Annotated in this window: 21 protein-coding genes; 14 read left to right on the top strand and 7 right to left on the bottom strand. The window is 46.8% G+C overall.

Annotated elements, in window-relative coordinates:
• Positions 1-115 precede the first annotated feature (115 nt).
• The 6 genes from ABMB67_RS03920 (at position 116) to ABMB67_RS03895 (ending at position 6,972) form a co-directional block, all read left to right on the top strand.
• Complete coding sequence (locus tag ABMB67_RS03920) at positions 116-2,476, top strand: FdhF/YdeP family oxidoreductase (protein WP_354571184.1); 2,361 nt, start codon at positions 116-118, stop codon at positions 2,474-2,476.
• Between the two features lie 232 nt (positions 2,477-2,708).
• Positions 2,709-3,260 (top strand): phosphatidylglycerophosphatase A family protein, encoded by a 552-nt coding sequence (locus ABMB67_RS03915; RefSeq protein ID WP_354571183.1) that lies wholly within the window; start codon positions 2,709-2,711, stop codon positions 3,258-3,260.
• 314 nt (positions 3,261-3,574) lie between these two features.
• Positions 3,575-3,760, top strand: a complete 186-nt coding sequence (locus ABMB67_RS03910) for a hypothetical protein (protein ID WP_251194334.1) — start codon at positions 3,575-3,577, stop codon at positions 3,758-3,760.
• Between the two features lie 266 nt (positions 3,761-4,026).
• Positions 4,027-5,094 carry a C4-dicarboxylate TRAP transporter substrate-binding protein gene (locus ABMB67_RS03905; RefSeq protein ID WP_354571182.1) on the top strand — a complete coding sequence of 356 codons (1,068 nt, stop codon included), beginning with the start codon at positions 4,027-4,029 and terminating at the stop codon, positions 5,092-5,094.
• 113 nt (positions 5,095-5,207) lie between these two features.
• On the top strand, positions 5,208-5,687 hold the full coding sequence (locus ABMB67_RS03900) for a TRAP transporter small permease (protein ID WP_354571181.1): 480 nt from the start codon (positions 5,208-5,210) through the stop codon (positions 5,685-5,687).
• Position 5,688: 1 nt separating this feature from the next.
• Positions 5,689-6,972: a TRAP transporter large permease gene (locus ABMB67_RS03895; RefSeq protein WP_354571180.1), complete on the top strand. Its 1,284-nt coding sequence runs from the start codon at positions 5,689-5,691 to the stop codon at positions 6,970-6,972.
• Positions 6,973-7,123: 151 nt separating this feature from the next.
• Here ABMB67_RS03895 and ABMB67_RS03890 read toward each other — a convergent pair whose 3' ends face one another.
• Positions 7,124-7,444 carry a helix-turn-helix domain-containing protein gene (locus ABMB67_RS03890; protein WP_354571179.1) on the bottom strand — a complete coding sequence of 107 codons (321 nt, stop codon included), beginning with the start codon at positions 7,442-7,444 and terminating at the stop codon, positions 7,124-7,126.
• Between the two features lie 163 nt (positions 7,445-7,607).
• Here ABMB67_RS03890 and ABMB67_RS03885 point away from each other — a divergent pair, with 163 nt between their 5' ends.
• The gene (locus tag ABMB67_RS03885; RefSeq protein ID WP_251221773.1) at positions 7,608-7,817 is read left to right on the top strand and encodes a helix-turn-helix domain-containing protein; all 210 of its coding nucleotides are present in this window, start codon (positions 7,608-7,610) and stop codon (positions 7,815-7,817) included.
• 149 nt (positions 7,818-7,966) lie between these two features.
• Here ABMB67_RS03885 and fumC read toward each other — a convergent pair whose 3' ends face one another.
• Positions 7,967-9,358 carry a class II fumarate hydratase gene (fumC, locus tag ABMB67_RS03880; protein ID WP_354571178.1) on the bottom strand — a complete coding sequence of 464 codons (1,392 nt, stop codon included), beginning with the start codon at positions 9,356-9,358 and terminating at the stop codon, positions 7,967-7,969.
• Positions 9,359-9,797: 439 nt separating this feature from the next.
• Between fumC and ABMB67_RS03875 the strand changes: the two genes are divergently transcribed.
• From ABMB67_RS03875 to ABMB67_RS03860, 4 genes are all read left to right on the top strand, one after another.
• A complete protein-coding gene (locus tag ABMB67_RS03875; protein ID WP_354571177.1) occupies positions 9,798-11,018 on the top strand; it encodes a NupC/NupG family nucleoside CNT transporter in 1,221 nt (406 codons plus the stop codon).
• Positions 11,019-11,234: 216 nt separating this feature from the next.
• A complete protein-coding gene (locus ABMB67_RS03870) occupies positions 11,235-11,630 on the top strand; it encodes a GntR family transcriptional regulator (RefSeq protein ID WP_354571176.1) in 396 nt (131 codons plus the stop codon).
• Positions 11,620-12,495, top strand: coding sequence for an ABC transporter ATP-binding protein (locus ABMB67_RS03865; RefSeq protein WP_354571175.1), 876 nt, complete (start codon positions 11,620-11,622; stop codon positions 12,493-12,495). The genes ABMB67_RS03870 and ABMB67_RS03865 overlap by 11 nt, the downstream gene beginning before the upstream one ends.
• Positions 12,485-13,489 (top strand): ABC transporter permease, encoded by a 1,005-nt coding sequence (locus ABMB67_RS03860; RefSeq protein ID WP_354571174.1) that lies wholly within the window; start codon positions 12,485-12,487, stop codon positions 13,487-13,489. The genes ABMB67_RS03865 and ABMB67_RS03860 overlap by 11 nt, the downstream gene beginning before the upstream one ends.
• Positions 13,490-13,525: 36 nt before the next feature.
• Here ABMB67_RS03860 and ABMB67_RS03855 read toward each other — a convergent pair whose 3' ends face one another.
• A complete protein-coding gene (locus tag ABMB67_RS03855; protein ID WP_354571173.1) occupies positions 13,526-14,437 on the bottom strand; it encodes a DMT family transporter in 912 nt (303 codons plus the stop codon).
• Between the two features lie 110 nt (positions 14,438-14,547).
• Between ABMB67_RS03855 and ABMB67_RS03850 the strand changes: the two genes are divergently transcribed.
• Together ABMB67_RS03850 and ABMB67_RS03845 are read left to right on the top strand one after the other, a co-directional pair.
• Positions 14,548-15,117 carry a TetR/AcrR family transcriptional regulator gene (locus ABMB67_RS03850; RefSeq protein WP_251221780.1) on the top strand — a complete coding sequence of 190 codons (570 nt, stop codon included), beginning with the start codon at positions 14,548-14,550 and terminating at the stop codon, positions 15,115-15,117.
• 58 nt (positions 15,118-15,175) lie between these two features.
• On the top strand, positions 15,176-16,120 hold the full coding sequence (locus tag ABMB67_RS03845; RefSeq protein WP_251221781.1) for an SDR family NAD(P)-dependent oxidoreductase: 945 nt from the start codon (positions 15,176-15,178) through the stop codon (positions 16,118-16,120).
• A gap of 259 nt (positions 16,121-16,379) precedes the next feature.
• Here ABMB67_RS03845 and msrB read toward each other — a convergent pair whose 3' ends face one another.
• Positions 16,380-16,814 carry a peptide-methionine (R)-S-oxide reductase MsrB gene (msrB, locus tag ABMB67_RS03840; RefSeq protein WP_354571172.1) on the bottom strand — a complete coding sequence of 145 codons (435 nt, stop codon included), beginning with the start codon at positions 16,812-16,814 and terminating at the stop codon, positions 16,380-16,382.
• Entirely contained in the window at positions 16,807-17,349 is a 543-nt protein-coding gene (gene msrA / locus ABMB67_RS03835; RefSeq protein ID WP_251221783.1) for a peptide-methionine (S)-S-oxide reductase MsrA, read from the bottom strand. Before msrA ends, msrB begins: the two co-directional genes overlap by 8 nt.
• A 141-nt stretch (positions 17,350-17,490) precedes the next feature.
• Between msrA and ABMB67_RS03830 the strand changes: the two genes are divergently transcribed.
• Positions 17,491-17,667 carry a hypothetical protein gene (locus ABMB67_RS03830; protein ID WP_251221784.1) on the top strand — a complete coding sequence of 59 codons (177 nt, stop codon included), beginning with the start codon at positions 17,491-17,493 and terminating at the stop codon, positions 17,665-17,667.
• Positions 17,668-17,726: 59 nt separating this feature from the next.
• Here ABMB67_RS03830 and ABMB67_RS03825 read toward each other — a convergent pair whose 3' ends face one another.
• Positions 17,727-18,803 (bottom strand): Ger(x)C family spore germination protein, encoded by a 1,077-nt coding sequence (locus ABMB67_RS03825; RefSeq protein WP_251221785.1) that lies wholly within the window; start codon positions 18,801-18,803, stop codon positions 17,727-17,729.
• Positions 18,800-19,885 carry a GerAB/ArcD/ProY family transporter gene (locus tag ABMB67_RS03820; protein ID WP_251221786.1) on the bottom strand — a complete coding sequence of 362 codons (1,086 nt, stop codon included), beginning with the start codon at positions 19,883-19,885 and terminating at the stop codon, positions 18,800-18,802. The genes ABMB67_RS03825 and ABMB67_RS03820 overlap by 4 nt, the downstream gene beginning before the upstream one ends.
• Positions 19,886-19,911: the final 26 nt, after the last annotated feature.

Below are 19,911 nucleotides of genomic sequence, written 5' to 3'. Positions count from 1 at the left end.
TAGTAGCGCACCTGCAAAAGACTCAACCACCGTCTACCCTTACCTGGATTCTGGCAAGGAGAAGCGGTGGTTTTTTGCGAGAATGACTGAAAATGCAAGAAGGAGTGATCTGTTTATGGGGAAAACAAAGCATTCAGGACCGATCAAACTGCCGCATACGCCGGCACCGAAGCTGTGGGCAAGCAAGGTACCATTCGGCTTAGGAAAGGTTAAGCCGAAGCATATTCGCGATACGATGAAGGTCGTCTGGAATAATCGAGATAATTTGCAATATGCGAAGAACATTATTACAAAAGGGGTCTGTGACGGCTGTGCCCTTGGCGTTGCCGGGCTGTATGATCAGACGCTGGCCGGGCCGCATCTTTGCACGACCCGTTTAAATGTGCTGCGGCTTAATACGATGCCGGCGATGAAGGAAGAGGTTGTCCACGCTGATATTGATGAGTTGCGCAAGTATTCGAGCGCCGAGCTGCGCGAGCTGGGACGAATTCCGTATCCGCTCATCCGTCGCCCGGGCGAGCGTCGCTTTTCGCGAATTGAGTGGGATGAAGCGATGGACCTCATTGCTGATAAAATGAAGAAGCTCGATCCGAAAAACTACGCCTTCTATTTAACGGCTCGAGGCATAACGAATGAATCTTATTATGTTGCCGCCAAGGTAGCGAGATTCCTTGGAACGAACCATATTGACAATGCGTCACGGATTTGTCACTCACCATCGAAAACAGCGCTTAAACGCTCGCTCGGCATCGGGGCCTCAAGCTGTAACTACAAAGACTGGATCGGTTCAGATGTGATCGTCTTCTGGGGTTCGGTCGCAGCGAATAATCAGCCGGTGTCGACGAAATACATGTACGCGGCGAAACGAAAAGGAACGAAAATCATTTGCATTAACCCGTACCGCGAACCATCGATGGAGAAATACTGGATTCCGTCCATTGGCGAGTCGGCTTTATTTGGCACAAAGCTCGCGGATGATTTTTACCAGGTGAATATTGGCGGAGATATTGCCTTTATGCACGGGATTATGAAGCATTGGTTTGAGATGGAAGCAGCAGAACCGGGTTCAGCGATTGACCATGCTTTCGTGGAGGCTCATGTCAATGGCTATGAGGAACTAAAGGCGAAGGTCGCCGAGCAGTCATGGGAAGCGATTGTTGCCTCTTCCGGGGTAACACAGGAAAGAATCGCCGAGCTGGCTGAGCTACTTGCCAAGAGCAAGTCCGGGGTGTTTGTCTGGTCAATGGGACTGACAATGCACACCTTCGCTTCAGATAATATTTCCCAGGTGGCAAACCTTGCTTTGCTGCGCGGATTCTTAGGCAGAGAACATTGCGGTGTCATGCCGATCCGCGGTCATTCCGGCGTTCAGGGAAGCGGTGAGATGGGCGCTGATCCGTTCGTGCTTCCGGGAGGGGACTTTGAACCGGCCAATATCGAGCGAATCGAAAAGCTTTGGAAATTTGAACTGCCGAAATGGCAGGGTGATGTAATCGGCGTATCGCTTGAAAATATTTTACTGCCTGAAGACCATGAGCGGAAAATCAAGCTGTATTATTTATCGGGCGGTAACTTCCTTGAAACGATGCCTGATCCTGTCTTTGTTGAAAAAGCATTATCTGAGCTTGAAATCCGCGTCCATCAGGATATTATTTTTAATACGTCGACGCTCGTCGACGCGAAGGAGGCTGTCATTGTTCTTCCGGCGAAAACGCGCTATGAACAGGATGGCGGGGGTACGTCAACCTCAACGGAACGAATGGTCTACTTTTCTCCGCCGATTGATGGAAACAAACAGATGATTGAAGAAGCACGTTCCGAGTGGAAAATTTATCTTGATCTTGCGAAGCGGGTCAGACCGGAAGATGCCGAGTTGATCGACTTTGCGGACGGTCAGGCGATCCGCGACGAAATTGCTTTGGCGAATCCAAATTATGATGGCATTCAGCATTTAAAGGAGCAGGGTGATGTGTTCCAATGGGGAGGAGCCTGGCTCTGTGAGGACGGCGTTTGTCCGACACCGGACGGCAAAGGAAATTTAATCGCTGTCGACATTCCCGACTTGAACAAAACAGCCGGTGATTTTTATATCACAACAAGACGAGGCAAGCAATTTAACTCAATGGTGTACAGCGAGAATGATCCGAATAATGATGCGGAGCGCTACGACGTGCTCATGAATGCGGAGGACGCGAAGGATTTAAGCATCACAGAACGGGAAAATATCGTCGTCTACAACCAGTACGGTGTCTTCAGCGGCAAGGCGCGTTTTATCGACATTGCCCGAGGCAATATTGAATTGTATTTCCCTGAAGGAAACTTCTTGTTGCCAAAAGGTGTGTACGAGGATCTGGCGAAAATCCCGAGCTACAACATCGCCGTCAAGGTTGAAAAAGCCGAGCGCTTTAACGCCCGCAAAGATGTCAGCTACCTCGAAAGAAGAATAGAAGATTTAGAAGAGACAGCAGAAGGCTGATGAACAGCAGGATGGGGATGCTTGTGGCAGAACCATCCTGACCGTTTCAGGTAGAAGGACAAAAAAGCCAACGATCCATAGGCTGGGACAAAAGGTTGTTTTTTTACCTTTTTCCCAGCCTTGTCGATGTAGTTTATTTTTATCTTAAATAGGCGAGAAGACTTCTTTTTTCCTGTTACCAGACTGGTGAGGGCGGGTATGGTAAAATAAGATAGATAGAGGAGGGAAATCAATGAAGAAACCAGTGCCATGCGAAGCAGTAGAGAAAGCCGCACGAGAGAAGTTAACAGAACGGGGCGTCACCGTCCAGGATATTGCGAATATTGTGTATGATCTGCAAGTGAAATATAATCCCGAATTAACGATCGAGGAATGCTATGAAAGCGTAGATGCCGTTCTTCGCAAACGCGAAATTCAGCATGCGATCCTCGTTGGGGTTGAATTGGATACATTGGCTGAACAAAAGAAGCTGTCCGAGCCGCTGCAATCGCTCGTCGAATCAGATGAAGGCTTGTTCGGTGTAGATGAGACGATCGCGCTCGGTTCGGTATTTGGCTTCGGCAGCATCGCTGTGACGACATTCGGCTATCTTGATAAGCAAAAGGTCGGAATCATTGATGAACTGGACAAGCGGAAACCGAAAATTGATACGTTCCTTGACGATCTTGTCGCAAGTATCGCGGCGAGCGCCGCAGCCAGACTGGCCCACCGCCAGCGCGATCGCGAAGAGAACCGCCGCCTGGAGGATATCAAGCAACGGGAAAACGAAGAATTAATTGGATAAGAGGGAAAAGAGAGAGCCCGGGTCAACAGGTGATTTTTCACCTGGCCCGGGCTTAAAGCATGAGATGTTTTTATCTCAAGCCCGGTTTCTGGCCAAGCCTTATATCTGAACAGCGCGATCCTTTTCTGATCATTAACATTTGCTTAAAAAAGAGAATAATTTGTAAAAAAGCTGAAAATAAATATAATTATAATCAGTGCACCATCATAGCTGTAAGCTGTTAATGAAATTCCAGTATAATACCATTATCTCTACCTGATATATTCACAAATGACAAGCAGAACAACGAAAAAGTGGAAAGGAAAGGGCCGGATATGAAGAAATTGCCGAAGTGGGTCTATTATAAGCAAGTGTTTCAATCGAAGTTTCAGGCAGGCTGCGTCAAAGCGAAAATCGAAGACAACTGGATCAATGGCTACGAAATCGGGCCGGTCGTCGAAATTAAAAAGCTGAAAACAAATCGCTATGTCGTGCGCTATACGTATGATGAAATTATGTAAAAAGCAAGTAAATAACAATATGATAAGACTCCAAAAAAACGGTGGTTTCCCAACATTCCAAGCGGGAAACCACCGTTTTTTTTGGTATGAAGCCTTTTATCCTGTAAAAATATCAAAAAAAGGTATAAAATCGCAAATTTAGGCAATTTTTATTTGTCCGGCTGTTGCTATAATTGGAAATGGGGATGAGAGGCTTTGGCAAGGCCGATAACCTTGTTATGTAAGCGTTATCCTTCCTTAGATATAATAAAAAAGGGGAAATTATGATGAGAAAAGTCGGTAAGCTGTTATTACTTTTATGTACGGTTTTCTTGGTGGCGGCAATGGCTGCTTGTTCTTCCAGCACGAGTGAAGAAGGTTCTACAGGAAATACAGAGACAACTGAGAATGGACCAGAAGAAGCAGAAGCTGCCGATGGGGAGCTTTATTCGATCAATATCGCATATGGAAATCAGCCGGGGGAGCCGGTTGATGAACTGGCGAAAAAGTGGAAGGAATTAGCTGAGGAAGCGAGTGACGGGAGATTGGAATTGATCCTTTATCCAAGCTCGCAATTAGGAGCTGAAAAAGACGTTGTCGAGCAGGCCCAGCTGGGTAACAATGTCATTGTGCTTGCGGGGTACGATTTTTTAATGGACTACGTTCCTGATGCAGGCATATTAACTGCTCCTTATTTAGTAGAAGACATAGATGAATTGCTTTACTTAACGGAGACAGACTGGTTTGAAGGGTTAAAAGGAGATTTAAGGGAGCAGGGAATTGAAGTTGTGACAACGAGAACGGTTTATGGAGAGCGTCATCTTTTAACAAATGAAAAAGTAGAGACTCCTGAAGATTTAAATGGGAAAAAGATTCGTGTGCCAAATAATCAAATGTCAATCCAGGCTTTTGAAGCAATGGGGGCCGCGGCGACGCCGACGCCTCTCGGAGAGCTTTATACGTCGCTTCAGCAAGGGTTGGTAGATGGGGCGGAAAATCCGCTTCCTGTTCTTCAAGGTGTGAAAGCGCACGAGGTGTCAAAGTATCTTGCTTTGACGGGGCATCAGAAATTTATAACGGCCTGGGTTGGCGGCACAAGCTTCATTGAGACATTGCCGGAGGATCTTGTTCAAATTTTGAGAGAAACAGGTGACGAAGCAAGTGAATTTGCAAGAACGGTGCTGGATGAACAGACAGAAGAAGTGTTAGCGGAGTTCGAGGCAGCGGGTGTTGAAATAAACGAAGTTGATACGGAAGCGTTTAAACAATTAGTTCAAGGTGTATATGAAGCGTTTCCTTCCTGGACACCTGGTCTATATGACGAAATTAAAGAATTGCTCGAAAATCGGCCGTAAAAATCGATTCAATTTGGAGAGACTGCAGGCGCAGTTTGAAAAAGTCAGTCATGAAGCGTTTTATTCATGACTGGCTTTGTCCACTGCGATGCAGGTTTCAGGGGGAAATCATAATGGTCAAGTGGTTAAAATGGCTGGATGACGGTATTGCCACATTCGCCCTTTCGGCAATTATTTTGCTGACTGGTACGCATGTGTTCTCGCGTTATGTATTAAATCATCCACTGCCTTGGGTGGAAGAAGTGACAATCGGGCTGTTTGTCTGGTTTGTCTATATCGGGATCAGCTCGGCGATGAAGCGCAACAGCCATGTCGGCGTCGATTATTTTGTTAACAAGATGCCGCGACCGTTACGGATCATTAGTCTTTTCATCCGGGCAGCAGCCATATATTATGTTCTTTTTTACATTTTTATTTACCTCGGCATGGACTTTACGATGCAGGCATCGAGCAAGCTGACACCGATTCTCGGTATCAGCTATCAGGCGATTAACATCGCGGTGCCGATTGCCGGGCTGTTTACATCTATTTACTTTACGAGGTCGTTTATTCGTACCCTCCAGCTAGAATTTAGAAAGGAAGGAGGGGCTTAGGATGTCATTGGCTGTGGTACTATCGGTTTTATTGATCTTATTTTTACTAAATGTCCCGATTGCGTTTGCCTTAATTGTCAGCACAGCAGTTTATTTTTTATTTACCGATGCTTTTGCAAGCACCGTCTTGATTCAACGTTTAGTAGGAGGAGTGGAGTCCGTACCTCTGCTGGCCATTGTTTTTTTTGTAGCTGCCGGTATTTTAATGAATTATACAGGAATCACAAGTAGAATGCTGCGCTTTGCTCAAGTGCTGACAAATCGTCTGCCGGGGTCCTTAGCTCAGGTAAATGTTGTCTTAAGCACGTTAATGGGAGGACTGTCAGGCTCCAATGTCGCCGATGCGGCGATGCAATCAAAAATTTTAGTGCCTGAAATGGAAAAGAAGGGGTACAGCCGTGCTTTTGCGACCGCTTTGACGGCTTCGACCTCGCTCATCACTCCGATCATTCCACCGGGTATCGCGTTGATTATGTACGGTTATGTGGGCAATGTCTCAATTGGAAGCTTATTTCTCGCCGGCGTGCTGCCGGGAATTGTGCTCTGTTTATGTTTTATGGTCTATGTGCATTTTTACGCAAAAAAACATAAAATTGAGACGGAAAATAAGGTGAAGGTGACAAGAAAGGATTTTTTCTTTACGTTTAAAGATGCGATATTAGCCTTACTGTTACCGCTTGTGATTATCGGAGGAATTCGCCTGGGGGTATTCAGTGCTACGGAAGCCGGGGCAATTGCCGTATTTTATGCTTTGTTTTTAGGGCTGGTCATTTACCGCGAAATGAGGATGAGGCAGCTCGTTCATGCCCTTGTCGAAACCGTTCAAACTGCCGCGTCGATTTTAATCATTATTGCGGCGGGCTCCGCGTTTGCCTGGGTGCTGACGCTCGAACAGGTGCCGCAAAAGCTGACCGAGTTTATGGTGGGATATGTGACGTCGCCAACTATGTTTTTTATCATTGCCTTGATTTTTCTGTTGATAATTGGGATGTTTATTGAAGGAAATGTGTCAATTGTTATTCTGACGCCATTATTTATGCCGATGATTCAGCAATATGGAATTGATCCGGTGCATTTTGGGATTTTCTTTATCGTTTGTATCAGTATCGGCACTTTGACGCCGCCGCTTGGAACAATTATGTATACGACCTGCTCGATTACGGGAACGAAGGTCGAACAGTTCATTAAATATAGCTGGCCATTTTTATTGATTCTTATCATGGCCGCTCTATTACTTGCTTTTATCCCAAGTATTTCGCTTTGGCTGCCAACGGTTCTGCAGTAGGGAGGAATCGGTCAGGCGGCTGACAAATGTAGAGAGCTTGAGGCAAACGAGCTTTGACCTATTGGAAATGGTTCCGCTCATTGCTAAGGGGCTGGGTCAAAAGGTTTTTTACCTTTTGATCCAGCCCCTCTTCTTCGATAAAACGTTTCTGTTATTGTTTCGCGCGGTATTTCCTAAAAACAGCCAGTGATTCTTTCAAGTAGTTAATCTCTTCATCGGTGATCGTATCAGAATAGAAAAGCTTAAGCTCTTCTGGCTGCTCTAACGGGGCCGGGTTGTCTGTACGGCCTATTAAATAATCGGTTGAGCTGTGAAAAAAGTCCGCCAGCTTTTGCAATGTTTCCATATCGGGCTTGCGGTTGCCATTTTCATACCCGGAAATCGTGGATGGTGCGACATTTAGTTGTTTTCCTAGCGCCTTCATCGTTAATCCATGCTTCAATCGCAATGCTCGCAGGCGTTGTGAAAACATGCTAACTCCCTCATTTCAGTGCATTCTGATTCTATTATACTTTGCGTAATGCAAGCAGTCAGCACCTAATGAAAATTTACGCGAAATGAATTGACGATTATTCGTTTTGCGTTGTAAAATTATAAAAGAATATGTAGAAATTCTTCATAAGGGTGTGAGTGGGATGAGCTTAGCGAAAAAAGCGAGAATAAAGATGGGATACAGCTTAGATCAGGCAGCCCAGAAGATTGGAATTTCAGCAGGATATCTCTCACAAATTGAAAATGGGCAACGGCATATTAGTGCTGATAGAGCGGAACAAATTGCTCATATTTATAATAGCGAATGTGAAGAAATATTTGTAGCGACTCGCTTTGCTCGCCGGGAAAAGTAAACTTCAAATCATCATGATAAGGGAAGGCGTACGTCCTTGCGAAAAACGAAAAAGAGAAGGCGGCTTCGTTCCACAATCCCGATGTGTTAACGAAGCCGCCGCCAGTTGCGGGCTTTCTTTGAAAATGAGGAAGTCCTTGCGGCAGACCGCTACTCCTTTTCCGGAAACGCCATCGCTTTTGGATCAATGAGCTGTTCAAATTGTTCCTCGGTCAGATGACCGCTCTGAATCGCTGCTTCCTTTAACGTAAGACCTTCTTTAAAGGCGAGCTTAGCAATTTCAGCCGCCCGCTCGTAGCCGATATGCGGATTTAAGGCGGTTACGAGCATCAGTGAGTTGTGAAGATGCTCCTGAATCACGGGTTCATTCGCTTCGAGTCCGAGCAGCGTACGGTCGTGAAAGCTTTTGATCGCATCGGCGAGCAGCCGGATGGACTGAAGTGTATTGTAAATAATGACAGGCTTAAATACGTTTAGTTGAAAATGCCCCTGACTGGCCGCGAAGCCAATCGTCGCATCATTGCCGAAAATTTGGGCCGCCACCATCGTCAGGGCTTCACTCTGGGTCGGATTTACTTTACCCGGCATAATCGAGCTTCCCGGTTCATTTGCCGGGATCGTAATCTCGCCAATGCCGGAGCGCGGTCCGCTGGCGAGCAGCCGGACATCGCTGGCGATTTTAAAGAAATCAGCCGCTGTCGCTTTCAAAGCTCCATGAAAATAGACAAGTTCATCATGACTCGTCAGCGCATGGAAGTAGTTTGGTGAAGCGGCAAACGGTAGCCCGAGCTCTTCGGCAAGCTTTTCCGCGACTTGTTGTCCGAAACGGCGGCGGGCGTTAATTCCGGTACCGACAGCGGTGCCGCCAATCGCTAATTGATAGAGATGCTTCAATCCTTCCTCGATTAATTCTTCACTCTTCTCAACCATTCTCAGCCAGCCGCTTATTTCCTGACCGAGCGTCAGCGGGGTGGCATCCTGCAGATGAGTTCTGCCGATTTTTACGACATCCCAAAATGTCTCTACTTTTTGCACCAGTGTTTTCCGGCATTCCTTAAGGACAGGTACTAATTGTTCGGTCGTCGCCATGACCGCCGCGATATGCATCGCTGTCGGAAACGTATCGTTTGAGCTTTGTGAATAATTAAGATCATCATTCGGATGGACTTTCTCGCTGGAACCCTGCTTTTCCAGCAGTTCGTTTGCTACGCGGGCCAACACTTCATTGACATTCATATTCGTTTGCGTGCCGCTTCCCGTCTGCCAGACAGCGAGGGGGAAGTGATCGGCCAATTCACCGCGCAGCACGCGTTCGGCGGCGGCAATAATCGCGTCTGCCTTCTCCTTCGCCATATCGCCGTTTTGCTGATTGACGAAGGCGGCGGCCTTTTTAATATGAGCGTAGGCCCGAATGACCTCCTGCGGCATTTTTTCTTCGCCGATAGCAAAATTTGTCAAGCTTCGTTGTGTTTGAGCGCCCCATAGACGGTCAGCCGGGACGTGAACCTCGCCTAATGTATCTCGTTCCACTCTCGTTTTCATCGTAGCACCTCTGTTTCATTTGCATTTTTTTAGGGAAGGGAAGAATGATGCAGCGATACCTTTTTTTATCGTTTGTTGCCTCTACGAGTCTCATTCACGAAATGGCAAAAAAATAAACCCTATTTACTTTTAAAATCGAGGTTGTTATAGTTTACGAGGAAGTAAGACGTCTGACATTAAAAATTACAAAGCAGCTTTGAAAATGTTCGGGCTAATGTGAGGAAAGACGTTGGTTTCGCGCGTTACGAAGCTGTCTGAAATAAACCAGTTTACCTCCATCAAACGGCTTACGGGCTGCTTCCAAGAAGAGGTGCTCCGCTCATGACTGAGTGGGTATCTTTTCGCAAAATGGTGCATGCTAGTAGAAAAGTGGACAAATTGGATGACTCGAATGGTTGGTGCTTCGCGTCGATACATAGTGAAATTGAGGTGAATGAAGATGAATATTTTATGGGGCCTGATGGGCGTTGTCGCGGTGTTCGCTGTCGCTTTTGCTCTTTCCGCGAACCGGCGGGTGATCCGCTTGCGCACCGTACTTGGCGGCTTGGCGATCCAAATGCTGTTTGCTTTGCTTATTTTGAAAACATACTGGGGGCAGGAGCTGCTGCAAGGGCTGACGAATATGGTGCAGTGGGTGATCAATTCGGCCAATGAAGGCATTCAGTTTGTCTTTGGCGGTTTTTTTGAAGAAGAAACCGGCATTGAGTATGTATTTGCAATCAATGTACTCTCCGTCGTGATATTTTTCTCGGCTTTGATTTCTGTGTTGTATTATTTAGGTATTATGCAATGGATTATTAAGATCATCGGAGGGGGTCTTTCCTGGCTGCTCGGTACATCGAAAACCGAGTCGATGTCGGCCGCGGCCAATATTTTCGTCGGTCAGACCGAAGCGCCGCTCGTCGTGAAACCATATTTAAGTAAAATGACGGAATCCGAACTGTTCGCGGTCATGACAGGAGGGCTCGCTTCAGTTGCCGGTTCGGTGTTAATCGGCTATTCGCTGCTCGGTGTACCGCTGGAATACTTGCTTGCTGCAAGCTTCATGGCGGCGCCGGCCGGCTTGATTATGGCGAAAATGATCGTGCCGGAAGTGGCGAAAACAACCGATGTTGACAGTGAATTTACATTAACAAAGGACGAAGAGTCGGCCAATGTGATCGATGCGGCGGCGCGCGGGGCGAGCACCGGCTTAACACTTGCCCTCAATATCGGAGCGATGCTGCTCGCCTTCGTCGCTCTCATTGCGTTAATTAATGGAATTCTCGCTTTTGTCGGCGGCTTGTTCCAATTTGAACAGCTCTCGCTTGAACTGATACTGGGCTTTCTTTTCGCACCGCTTGCCTTTGTGATCGGCGTGCCATGGAGTGAGGCTGTCGTCGCCGGCGGATTTATCGGGCAAAAGCTCGTGCTGAATGAATTTGTCGCTTATTTATCGTTCAGTGAAACGATTGATCAATTAAGTGACAAAGCGGTGCTGGTGATCAGCTTTGCCCTGTGTGGCTTCGCCAACCTGTCCTCGCTCGGCATCCTGCTTGGCGGTTTAGGTAAGCTGGCACCGGATCGGCGTCCGGACATTGCCAAGCTCGGCTTGCGCGCGGTGGCGGCCGGAATGCTCGCTTCCTTATTAAGCGCGGCGATTGCCGGAATGATGATGTAATGCTGTCTCAATGAAAGAGGAGGAGACAAAATTGAATTTGACTGATCGGCGATCACGCTCATTGTTTAGCGGCGGGGCCAAAGGTGGAAAAAATCTACCTTAGGCCCCGCCTTTTTTGTCGTGATGATCTATTGCCAAAGGCAGGAAAGTTTGCTACACTTTCTTTGAATCAACTGTACTATTTGTCGTAATACAATTAAGGGAGGTGGTTCAGTCATGTATATTCAAATTAACCAAAGAAGCACCACGCCCCTTTATGAGCAGCTTACCCAGCAAATTAAGGAGCTGGTTGCGAAAGGGATTCTGCAAGAGGGAGAACAATTGCCGTCCGTACGTGAACTGGCATCGCAAGTCGTGATCAATCCTAATACGGTCAGCAAAGCGTATAAAGAGCTGGAGCGGCAGGGCGTGATTGTCACGTTGAGGGGGAAGGGAACATTTGTCGCCGCAAGGGAGGATTATGTCGTCGACCCGAAGCAGCAGGAACGGATTAAGCAGCAAATACAGCAGCTTGTCATTGAAGCGACCTATGCGGGCATTCAGGAAAAGACCTTTGCCGGCTGGGTGAGAGAGGAATATACGAAAGTAGGAGGGACGGAACATGCAGATTGAGCAGTTGAGTAAAACGATTCATCAGAAAAAAACCTTGACGGATGTTAGTTTGACGATTGAGCCGGGGAAGGTAACCGGATTAGTTGGACGGAACGGAGCCGGGAAGACGACGCTGCTGCGCTTGTTGGTCGGCATCCTTCAGCCGACAGCCGGCGATGTGAAGCTCGATGGAAAAAGCATTTACCGGCATCCAGAGCTGAAGCAGGACATTGTTTTTGTCCCGGATTCGACCGAGGCGCTCAAAGGCTACCGCGTCAATGAGATTGAGAAACTGTATGGCGATATTTATCCACGCTTTGACCGGGTATTGTTTTATGAGCTGATTGATAAATTTTCATTGCCGCACAATGGAAGAATCGGTGCTTTTTCAAAGGGAATGAAGGCGCTGTTTGCGCTGATTCTCGCCTTTTCGACGAAAGCGGCTTATATTTTGCTTGATGAACCGACAGACGGCCTTGATGTGATCGTGAAAAAACGCATCCTGCAGTTTATTATCGAGGCGGTTGCTGATTTTCATGTTGCTGTTGTTATTTCCTCGCACCGGCTCGATGAGCTTGAGTTTCTTGCTGATTCGATCATCATGCTGAAGGATGGGGTCGTCACAGAACACTATTCACTGGAGTCCTTAAAAGAATCCTACAAGAAGGTTCAGGTTGTCTTTCCGGAAGGGTTGCCGGCCTCTGTAAAAGAATGCAGCGTCCTGCTTCAGCAAACAGGCAAGGTGTATATCCTGCTTCTTGAAGGAGATCTTGCGTCGCAGACGGCAGCAATCCGCGCGACGGAACCGCTGTATTATGAAGAGCTGCCGCTTGCGCTCGAAGATCTGTTTGTTGCCAAATTGGGAGGTGATGATTTTGTCGGTTAAAGCATTGTTCAGGAAAGAATGGAAGCAGTCGTGGGTTCTGCTGACAATGATTACGTTATTGTTTGTCTTTTTATATCCGATGCGGACTTTTTTAGGATTGAATGATTGGCGGGAACGGATAAACGATGAATATTTCTTTCCGCAGCATGAGGTACCGGCGATCTTCGGAGTGAGTATGACCGGCATCATGATTCTGATTTTTCTTGTATTGCTTGCGGTTCAGTTTCTTGGTACGGAACGGAATACACGCCGGCATGATTTCGCCTTTGCCCTGCCATTCAAGCGACGGACGATGTTCTTTGTTAAATGGCTGCTTGGCGTCGGGACGGTGACGGTGGCGATGCTTGTCACGTTTACGATTGCCTATGCGGTCATTATGGGCTCTGAATTTGCCGGTTATCTTGAAGGCTATCAGTTCTGGAGAATGTTTTTGACACCGTGGCTTGGCTATGCGGCGATGTATTCATTTACGTTGTTTATTGGCACGATTACAGGAGAAATGGTTTCGCAAATTGTGTTAACGTTTATTTTTACGATTTTCCCAATCGGTTTTATCGCGTTGCTGGCCAATTTTATTTCCACTCATACTGGTGTGTATCCCGAGAAGCTCGACATCTTCTTCTTTCAGCAGTTCGTCTGGCCGATTTACAACTTTGCCGGGCTGGCCAGTGTGGATGACGGCGTGAATCTTTGGATTCCGGCAGTTGCGATTGTGCTTTTCCTCGGGCTCGGTGCCTGGATCTATGAGCGAAATCCAAGTGAATATAACGGTGAATTTCTGTTGTTTAAACACTTGGAGACGCTGTTTAGGATTGGCATCGTCACTTGCTTTTCTCTACTTGGCGGAATGATCGTCTCAGGGCTCGTTCCGTTTACCTTAAGTGTCGGGACGAAGATCATCTTTTATTGGCTCGGGTTTTTTCTTTTCCTTGTTTTAAGCTTCTTTTTTACAAAACGATTGTTTAGGATGAATATTACGGTTAAAGGCAAATAAAGAGAGCAGCTTCCAAACGAGCGGGCGTCTGATCGGTTATGTAACGAGATCAGACGCCTCTTCTTTTTTCGGCTGAATCGTCGATAAATAGACGCCGCCTAAGACGATCGTGCCGCCGAACAATTGAAACCAGCCTGCCGATTCGCCGAGCAGGACAATCGCGAAAAGAGTCGTGAAAACAGGAACCAGATTAAAGAAAATAGACGCTTTCGACGGCCCGATGGCAGCTACCCCGCGATACCAACATAATAGAGCGAGAGCGCCGGGGAAAATGCCAACGTACAAAAAGGCGCCTATCGTTGCCAGCTTGAAAGAAAAAGGCAGGCCGGCACGCCATTCATATAAGACAAATGGAAAAAGCATCAGGACGCCAATGATAAACGTCATCACTAAGCCGGCAATTACAGGATACTCATGACCATACAATTTAATTAAAATCGAATAAATGGCCCAGCAGATGATGCCGGCGAGCATAATTAAATCGCCGATATTAAAGGATAATGAGCGGAGCACTGCCAGTGAACCTCCTGACAGAAGCAGCAGGATTCCGCAAAATGACAGGATGACGCCACTGCTTTGGATCAGGGTGAGCCGCTCTTTCAAAAAGAAATAACCGAGAACGGCCGCCACGGCGGGTGTGAGCGCATCGACGATTGAAGCATTGATCGTCGTTGTATAATGAACGGATACATACAAGGCGACATTAAAAAGAAAAACGCCGAAGAAAGCGATTCCGGTGAGCGGCAGCCATTTGTCGAGCCAAAGCTGCCGGTTGCGGATCAACGTTTTATAGCAGAGCGGCAAAAGCACGACGGTGCCGATCAAAAAACGAGCCCACGCCAACGTAAAAGGGGGGACTTCGCCCGCGAAGGCTTTTCCGACGATGAAATTTCCCGAAAAGAAAACCATCGCCAATGTCAGTAAAAGATAAGGATGAGTCAAACGCATAATAACCTCCACGATAGCAAGATAAAATAATCGTAACACATCTTCTTGACTTCGGAAGGAAGAAGCAGTATTCTTTAATTGAACAGTGGTTAATAAAGGAGAGCGAAAAGATGGCACCGAGGCGGAAAGCAGAGGATGAATTAACGAAAGCCCAAATTCTTGATGCGGCGAAAAAGCTTTTTGCTGAAAAAGGCTATCACCAGGTCAGCATGCGCAGTATGGCAAGGGAGTTAGGCTGCAGTCATGGGGCAATCTATTATCATTTTTCTAATAAAGCGGCGGTGTTCACAGCTTTTATTGAGAGCGGCTTTCAGCTTTTGAATGCCCGGCTTACAGCTGTGATGGAAGAGACGTCGCTGACGAAAGAGGAAAAATTGATTGAACTATTTCGGCGTTTTCTCACGTTTGGGATTGAGTACCCCCATCATTATGAAGCGATGTTTCATCTGAAAGATGATGAACTCAGGCATACCGTACATGCTTCGTACGAAAGCTTTCAACTATTTGGGGAAGCGATTCAACACCTTGCCGTCAAGCAAATTTCTCAACGGGATGCCTGGTCTTCTCTCTTTGCCTTACATGGATTTGTGACATTTTTCCAACGGAGAGGGCAGACCGTTCAGGAGCTGAAGGTAATGATCGACCATCATGCGCAATTTCTTGCGGACAGCTTAACATAAAGCAAGCTGTCCGGTTAAAATTGACCAGTGGTTAATTTAAATGAGGAGGAGAATAAGGATGAAAAAAGCAGCGGTAATTGGAGCGACAGGAGCAATGGGGTATGCGTTAGTTAGTGAATTGCAGCGGGAAGGGGTGGAGGTTTTCGCCGTTTGCCGCAACGTACAAAAGGCGGATCAGCTGTTTCAAGGAATGACAAATGTGACGATTGTCAAAGGTGATGTGCGCGATGAGAGGCGGCTGCAGCACATATTTGAAAAGGTCGATGTCGCTTTTATCAGCATTAATATTCCTTATCAAAACTGGAAAGATGAGCTGCTTCCATTGTTTGGCCATGTTTTTTCAGCGGCACAGGCAGCCGGAACAAAGCTGGCGGTTGTCGATAATATTTACAGCTACAGCATGGAAGACCAATGGCTGACTGAAGAGACAGCGCGTGAGCCGGTTACGAAAAAAGGGCAGCTTCGAAAGCAGCTGTTGCAGGAAGCGGAAGCGTGGCAGAACAAAGGAACGGAGATTCTGATCGCTCATTTTTCTGATTTTTACGGTCCCTATGGGGATCATACGATTCTTCAGCAGACGATTACCTCCATGCTGAGCGGGAAGCGGCCGCTGTTTGTCGGACCGCTGAAGAACAAGCGTGAATTTATTTATACACCGGACGGGGCAAAGGCATTGATTACACTGGCCAGGCACCACGATGCTTATCAGCAATGCTGGAACATCCCAGGAGGAGAACTGGCGAGTGGGGAGGAGATCATTCACATTTTACGCGAGCTGACAGGAAATAAGAAAAAGCCATTTGTTATTACCAGTCAAATGATTCGAATTTCAGGGTTGTTTTCAGGCTTCATGCGCGAGGTCGGCGAAATGATGGTCCTGACCGAAAAGCCGGTTTATTTAAATGGCGCGAAATATGAGGAGAAAATCGGGCCATTGCCTAAAACAAAGCTCGCAGCCGGCTTGAAGGCGGTTGTAGAAAGTGAACAGCTTCAGAAGAAGTGAGGAGAGCAGGGAAGAGGGGCGGTCATTCCCCACTTAAAAGGCTGTTAGACATGAGACGGTGGTTCCGTTCTGCACAAAAAGGGATGGGACAAAAGGTTGTTTTTTTACCTTTTTCCCAGTCTCTCTAAGCAATGAGCGGAACCGCCACGATCTTTTAAAGCCCGTTGTGAGTGGGTTTCTCACAACGAGCTTGTGGCGTGTGAAGCCATTGCCAGTAGGTCCAAAGCTAGTTTTGTCTCTCGACCTTTTGGGACAAGTCTTATTCAAATAACTTTTTATAGGCGCTGTAGCCTTTTTCGTCGAGCTGGTCTTTTGGGATGAAGCGGAGGGCGGCTGAGTTGATGCAGTAGCGCAAGCCGTTTGGTCCGGGGCCGTCCGGGAAGACGTGGCCGAGATGGGAGTCCGCTTCCTTGCTTCTCACTTCGATCCGGCGCATGCCGTGGCTCAGGTCCTGTTTTTCCAAAATTTCTTCATCGGCAATCGGCTTGGTGAAGCTTGGCCAGCCGCAGCCGGCATCGTATTTATCGCGGGACGAAAACAAAGGCTTCCCGGAAACGATGTCGACGTAGATTCCTTCTTCTTCAAGGTCGTAGTATTCATTTTGAAACGGCGGCTCGGTCCCGTTTTCCTGTGTCACTTTATATTGCATTGGCGCTAAACGCTGCTGTAATTGTTCTTTGCTTTCTTTACTCATCATCAGACCTCCAATGTGTTTGAATAAATGCTTCGCGTCCTGAACCGATGCGGTACCGGTTGTAATGAAGCGGATTCTTTTTGTAATAATCCTGATGATAATCTTCCGCGGGGTAGAACGGTTTAGCCGGCAGAATCTCCGTTGCAATCGGCTTGGTGAAGCGTCCGCTTGCTGCTAGCTCTTCTTTGGATTGCTCCGCTTGTTTTCGTTGCTCCTCGGAATGATAGAAAATCGCCGTCCGATAAGAAGAGCCGCGATCATAAAATTGTCCGCCCGCATCGGTCGGATCAATTTGCTGCCAAAAAACTTGCAACAGCCTTTGATACGAAAAGATATCAGGGTCAAAGGTGATTTGCACGGCTTCGTAATGGCCGGTCGTTTCCGAGCACACCTCTTTATAGGTCGGGTTTTCCGTATGTCCGCCGGTATAGCCGGAAATGACTGAGACGATTCCGTCATATTGATCAAATGGTTTGACCATGCACCAGAAGCAGCCTCCGGCAAAGGTCGCTTTTTCATAAACAGGCTCTGTCATTTTTCTCACCTCTTTTTCCGCTTCTTATTTGTAGTATACCACGCGTCGCCGGTATCTTTCCTTGATATGCATTCGCTGATTAAGGTTTACACATTTTGACCGAGATTGGTATGATGAATCTAAGAAAAGAGGTGAACGCACATGGATATAACTATAGGGCCGGCCATTTATCAGCTGGTCAATTTGCTTATTTTTGTCCTGATTATCGCCGCCATCATCTCGTTTTTTGGTAACCGCAAAAGACAAGTGGAGCAGCTCGTTGAAATTAATAAAAAACTTGACCGGCTTCTTGCTGAAAAAGAAACCGATCAAAGATAAGGCTAGAAGTAGCCGGGAGAGCGGTAAGACAAACTCCGGACCGGGTCTGACTTGCTTTGTTATTGGCGAATCCCGGTTTCTTTAATTTTGACGTTTACGGTGACATCAACCTTAGCATTTGGATAATACGCTTTCCACTCGTCAAGCTTAAAGCCGTAATTACGCGCTTTCACCCGGCTGCCGATCCCGAGCGGGTCAATGTTTTTTTCTTGAAACAGGCCGATTGTCGCCACAATATCATTTTCCAGTTGCTGCTTTAACGTCTCGACAATTTCAGTGAGTTTTTGTTCATTAAGCTTTTCGCCGGAGTATTCATTTAATTTTCCGGTGAAATTAATGACGATCTTGATTGCGGGCGTATTCGTATTCCGCTCAATATGATAATGGGCCTTTGAATGGATGTTGCGGAGTACGGCATACTCTCCTTCTTCGGGAAGCGAAACTTCATAGGTTCCATTTGCGAACGGTTCGAGCAGAATCTTCATCATAAACGCTTCTTTTAAGTTCAATTTACCTACATAACGGTCGCCTTGAAAGAGCGAGACCCCTTCAATTTGAATCGTGTTTCCCTTTAAGCTTAAATAAGGCAAAAATGGATCCTGCCCGTCCTCATAATACCGCTTTAAAAACAAATGAAAATTAGATTGCGGAATGTTCTGCCGCTCAATATTCTGTTCAATTAATTCCTTAATATAAACAGCAATATCAATCTCCAAGGGGGATGACAGCTCCAGCATTTTTTTCGGAGAATCCCTGGTGATGCAGATGAAGTTCCGCATCCCGACTGCTGAATCGCGGGAAAACGAATCAAGGATCTGCATGATTCCCATTTTTTGTGCCATCTCCTCACTGAACAAAATCGAGGATATCTTCCCGCTGTGCAATGGCTTTGATGATCTTGCATTCAGCTCCAGCCGGATATCACGGCTTGTCGAGGCAACCGCGGAAATCGTCTCACTGCCAACCTGTTCCTCCATCTTATAAATCGGTACACTCGCTGTTCCTTCGACCCTATCTTCATCAATATAGTCGTAGCCGACTGAATGAATAAACTGCAGCTCATCGAGGATCAACGTCTCGACACATCCGGTTAAGAGGAGAGGCGGACAAAATAATAAAATCAATCGGAGTTTCATGTTTTCTTCCTTGTCCTCCATTTCATCAGAATAAACAAGACAGGTATATAGAGATAGGTCACATATCTGCCCGCAAGCGCAACCGCATTGTTTAAGCCGTCGATCCGCACGCGGGTTTCAAAGAGCAGGGAAATCGCAAAGGCAACAATCGTTACAACCGGGAGCGTGAGGCGATGGGCGATATTCAGCTGCTGTTTAAGCATGCGGCTCGCAGCCCAGATGCCAAGCGTGATATTTGGCAGAATGACGAACATCCATGTGGCGATCCCTAAATATTCAAATCGTTCAATAAAGGGAAGCTCGACGACCTTCCATGCACTCAATGTAGGAAATACAGTCGTTTTTAGCTGGTTTTCACTGTAGAAAATGAACGTTAAAATGGCGATTAATAAATAAATAAACGTCGTAAACAGAATCGCAAAATGAGCAAACTTTTGCGACTTTTGACCGTCTTTAATAAAGGGATAAAAGACGAGCAGAATTTCCGGACCGAGATAGCTTAATGTCATCGTCATCGCAGCATCAAGCTGAACTTTTAAGGATGTATCAAATAATGGCAGCAGGTTGCGATAAGTAGCGAACTCAAACGTAGAGAATGCTGTTAAAAATAAGAATAGCGGCACGACGACACCGAGGAAGCAAACGCCGGCAACGACACGGAAGCCATGAGTGACCGCATAATAAACAACGACAAGCAGGCTGAGAGAAAGCGCCCAGGTCGGCAAATCGGGGAAAACCCACGTCTGCACGACCTCAATGTACGTTCGCAGTACAGTAATTGACAGAAACAGCAGGTAAATCATAAAAAGAAAGCTGAGGACATGGCCGAATAGCGTGCCGAATAAAAAGCGGTTAATCTCAATGATTTGCGATTGTCTGCCATTTAGAATGCAATACATCATCCAAATGATGAGATGATAGATCAGGCCGGTCAGAATGACGGCGATCCACGCCCGAAAACCCGCCGCGTCGGCAATGTAGCGGGCGAATCCGAGGATGCCGACCCCGATTTGCATCGAATGAATCAAATAAAACACCAAAAAAGGCGAGATAAGCAAGGATTGTTTGGCGTGTTCAGTCATTTCCTTTCCCCCTTTTTTCTGCAAGT

This window comes from Halalkalibacter oceani, assembly GCF_040544555.1.
GTDB lineage: Bacteria > Bacillota > Bacilli > Bacillales > Bacillaceae_D > Halalkalibacter > Halalkalibacter oceani.
The sequence above is the reverse complement of the archived record's forward strand: the minus strand, read 5'-3'. Positions and strand labels throughout refer to the sequence as shown.

What these genes read in the sequence shown, in the direction of transcription:
- ABMB67_RS03920 (WP_354571184.1), top strand. Translation starts at nt 116, where the DNA reads ATGGGGAAAACAAAGCATTCAGGACCGATCAAACTGCCGCATACGCCG.
- ABMB67_RS03915 (WP_354571183.1), top strand. Translation starts at nt 2,709, where the DNA reads ATGAAGAAACCAGTGCCATGCGAAGCAGTAGAGAAAGCCGCACGAGAG.
- ABMB67_RS03910 (WP_251194334.1), top strand. Translation starts at nt 3,575, where the DNA reads ATGAAGAAATTGCCGAAGTGGGTCTATTATAAGCAAGTGTTTCAATCG.
- ABMB67_RS03905 (WP_354571182.1), top strand. Translation starts at nt 4,027, where the DNA reads ATGAGAAAAGTCGGTAAGCTGTTATTACTTTTATGTACGGTTTTCTTG.
- ABMB67_RS03900 (WP_354571181.1), top strand. Translation starts at nt 5,208, where the DNA reads ATGGTCAAGTGGTTAAAATGGCTGGATGACGGTATTGCCACATTCGCC.
- ABMB67_RS03895 (WP_354571180.1), top strand. Translation starts at nt 5,689, where the DNA reads ATGTCATTGGCTGTGGTACTATCGGTTTTATTGATCTTATTTTTACTA.
- ABMB67_RS03890 (WP_354571179.1), bottom strand. Translation starts at nt 7,444, where the DNA reads ATGTTTTCACAACGCCTGCGAGCATTGCGATTGAAGCATGGATTAACG.
- ABMB67_RS03885 (WP_251221773.1), top strand. Translation starts at nt 7,608, where the DNA reads ATGAGCTTAGCGAAAAAAGCGAGAATAAAGATGGGATACAGCTTAGAT.
- fumC (WP_354571178.1), bottom strand. Translation starts at nt 9,358, where the DNA reads ATGAAAACGAGAGTGGAACGAGATACATTAGGCGAGGTTCACGTCCCG.
- ABMB67_RS03875 (WP_354571177.1), top strand. Translation starts at nt 9,798, where the DNA reads ATGAATATTTTATGGGGCCTGATGGGCGTTGTCGCGGTGTTCGCTGTC.
- ABMB67_RS03870 (WP_354571176.1), top strand. Translation starts at nt 11,235, where the DNA reads ATGTATATTCAAATTAACCAAAGAAGCACCACGCCCCTTTATGAGCAG.
- ABMB67_RS03865 (WP_354571175.1), top strand. Translation starts at nt 11,620, where the DNA reads ATGCAGATTGAGCAGTTGAGTAAAACGATTCATCAGAAAAAAACCTTG.
- ABMB67_RS03855 (WP_354571173.1), bottom strand. Translation starts at nt 14,437, where the DNA reads ATGCGTTTGACTCATCCTTATCTTTTACTGACATTGGCGATGGTTTTC.
- ABMB67_RS03850 (WP_251221780.1), top strand. Translation starts at nt 14,548, where the DNA reads ATGGCACCGAGGCGGAAAGCAGAGGATGAATTAACGAAAGCCCAAATT.
- ABMB67_RS03845 (WP_251221781.1), top strand. Translation starts at nt 15,176, where the DNA reads ATGAAAAAAGCAGCGGTAATTGGAGCGACAGGAGCAATGGGGTATGCG.
- msrB (WP_354571172.1), bottom strand. Translation starts at nt 16,814, where the DNA reads ATGAGTAAAGAAAGCAAAGAACAATTACAGCAGCGTTTAGCGCCAATG.
- msrA (WP_251221783.1), bottom strand. Translation starts at nt 17,349, where the DNA reads ATGACAGAGCCTGTTTATGAAAAAGCGACCTTTGCCGGAGGCTGCTTC.
- ABMB67_RS03830 (WP_251221784.1), top strand. Translation starts at nt 17,491, where the DNA reads ATGGATATAACTATAGGGCCGGCCATTTATCAGCTGGTCAATTTGCTT.
- ABMB67_RS03825 (WP_251221785.1), bottom strand. Translation starts at nt 18,803, where the DNA reads ATGAAACTCCGATTGATTTTATTATTTTGTCCGCCTCTCCTCTTAACC.
- ABMB67_RS03820 (WP_251221786.1), bottom strand. Translation starts at nt 19,885, where the DNA reads ATGACTGAACACGCCAAACAATCCTTGCTTATCTCGCCTTTTTTGGTG.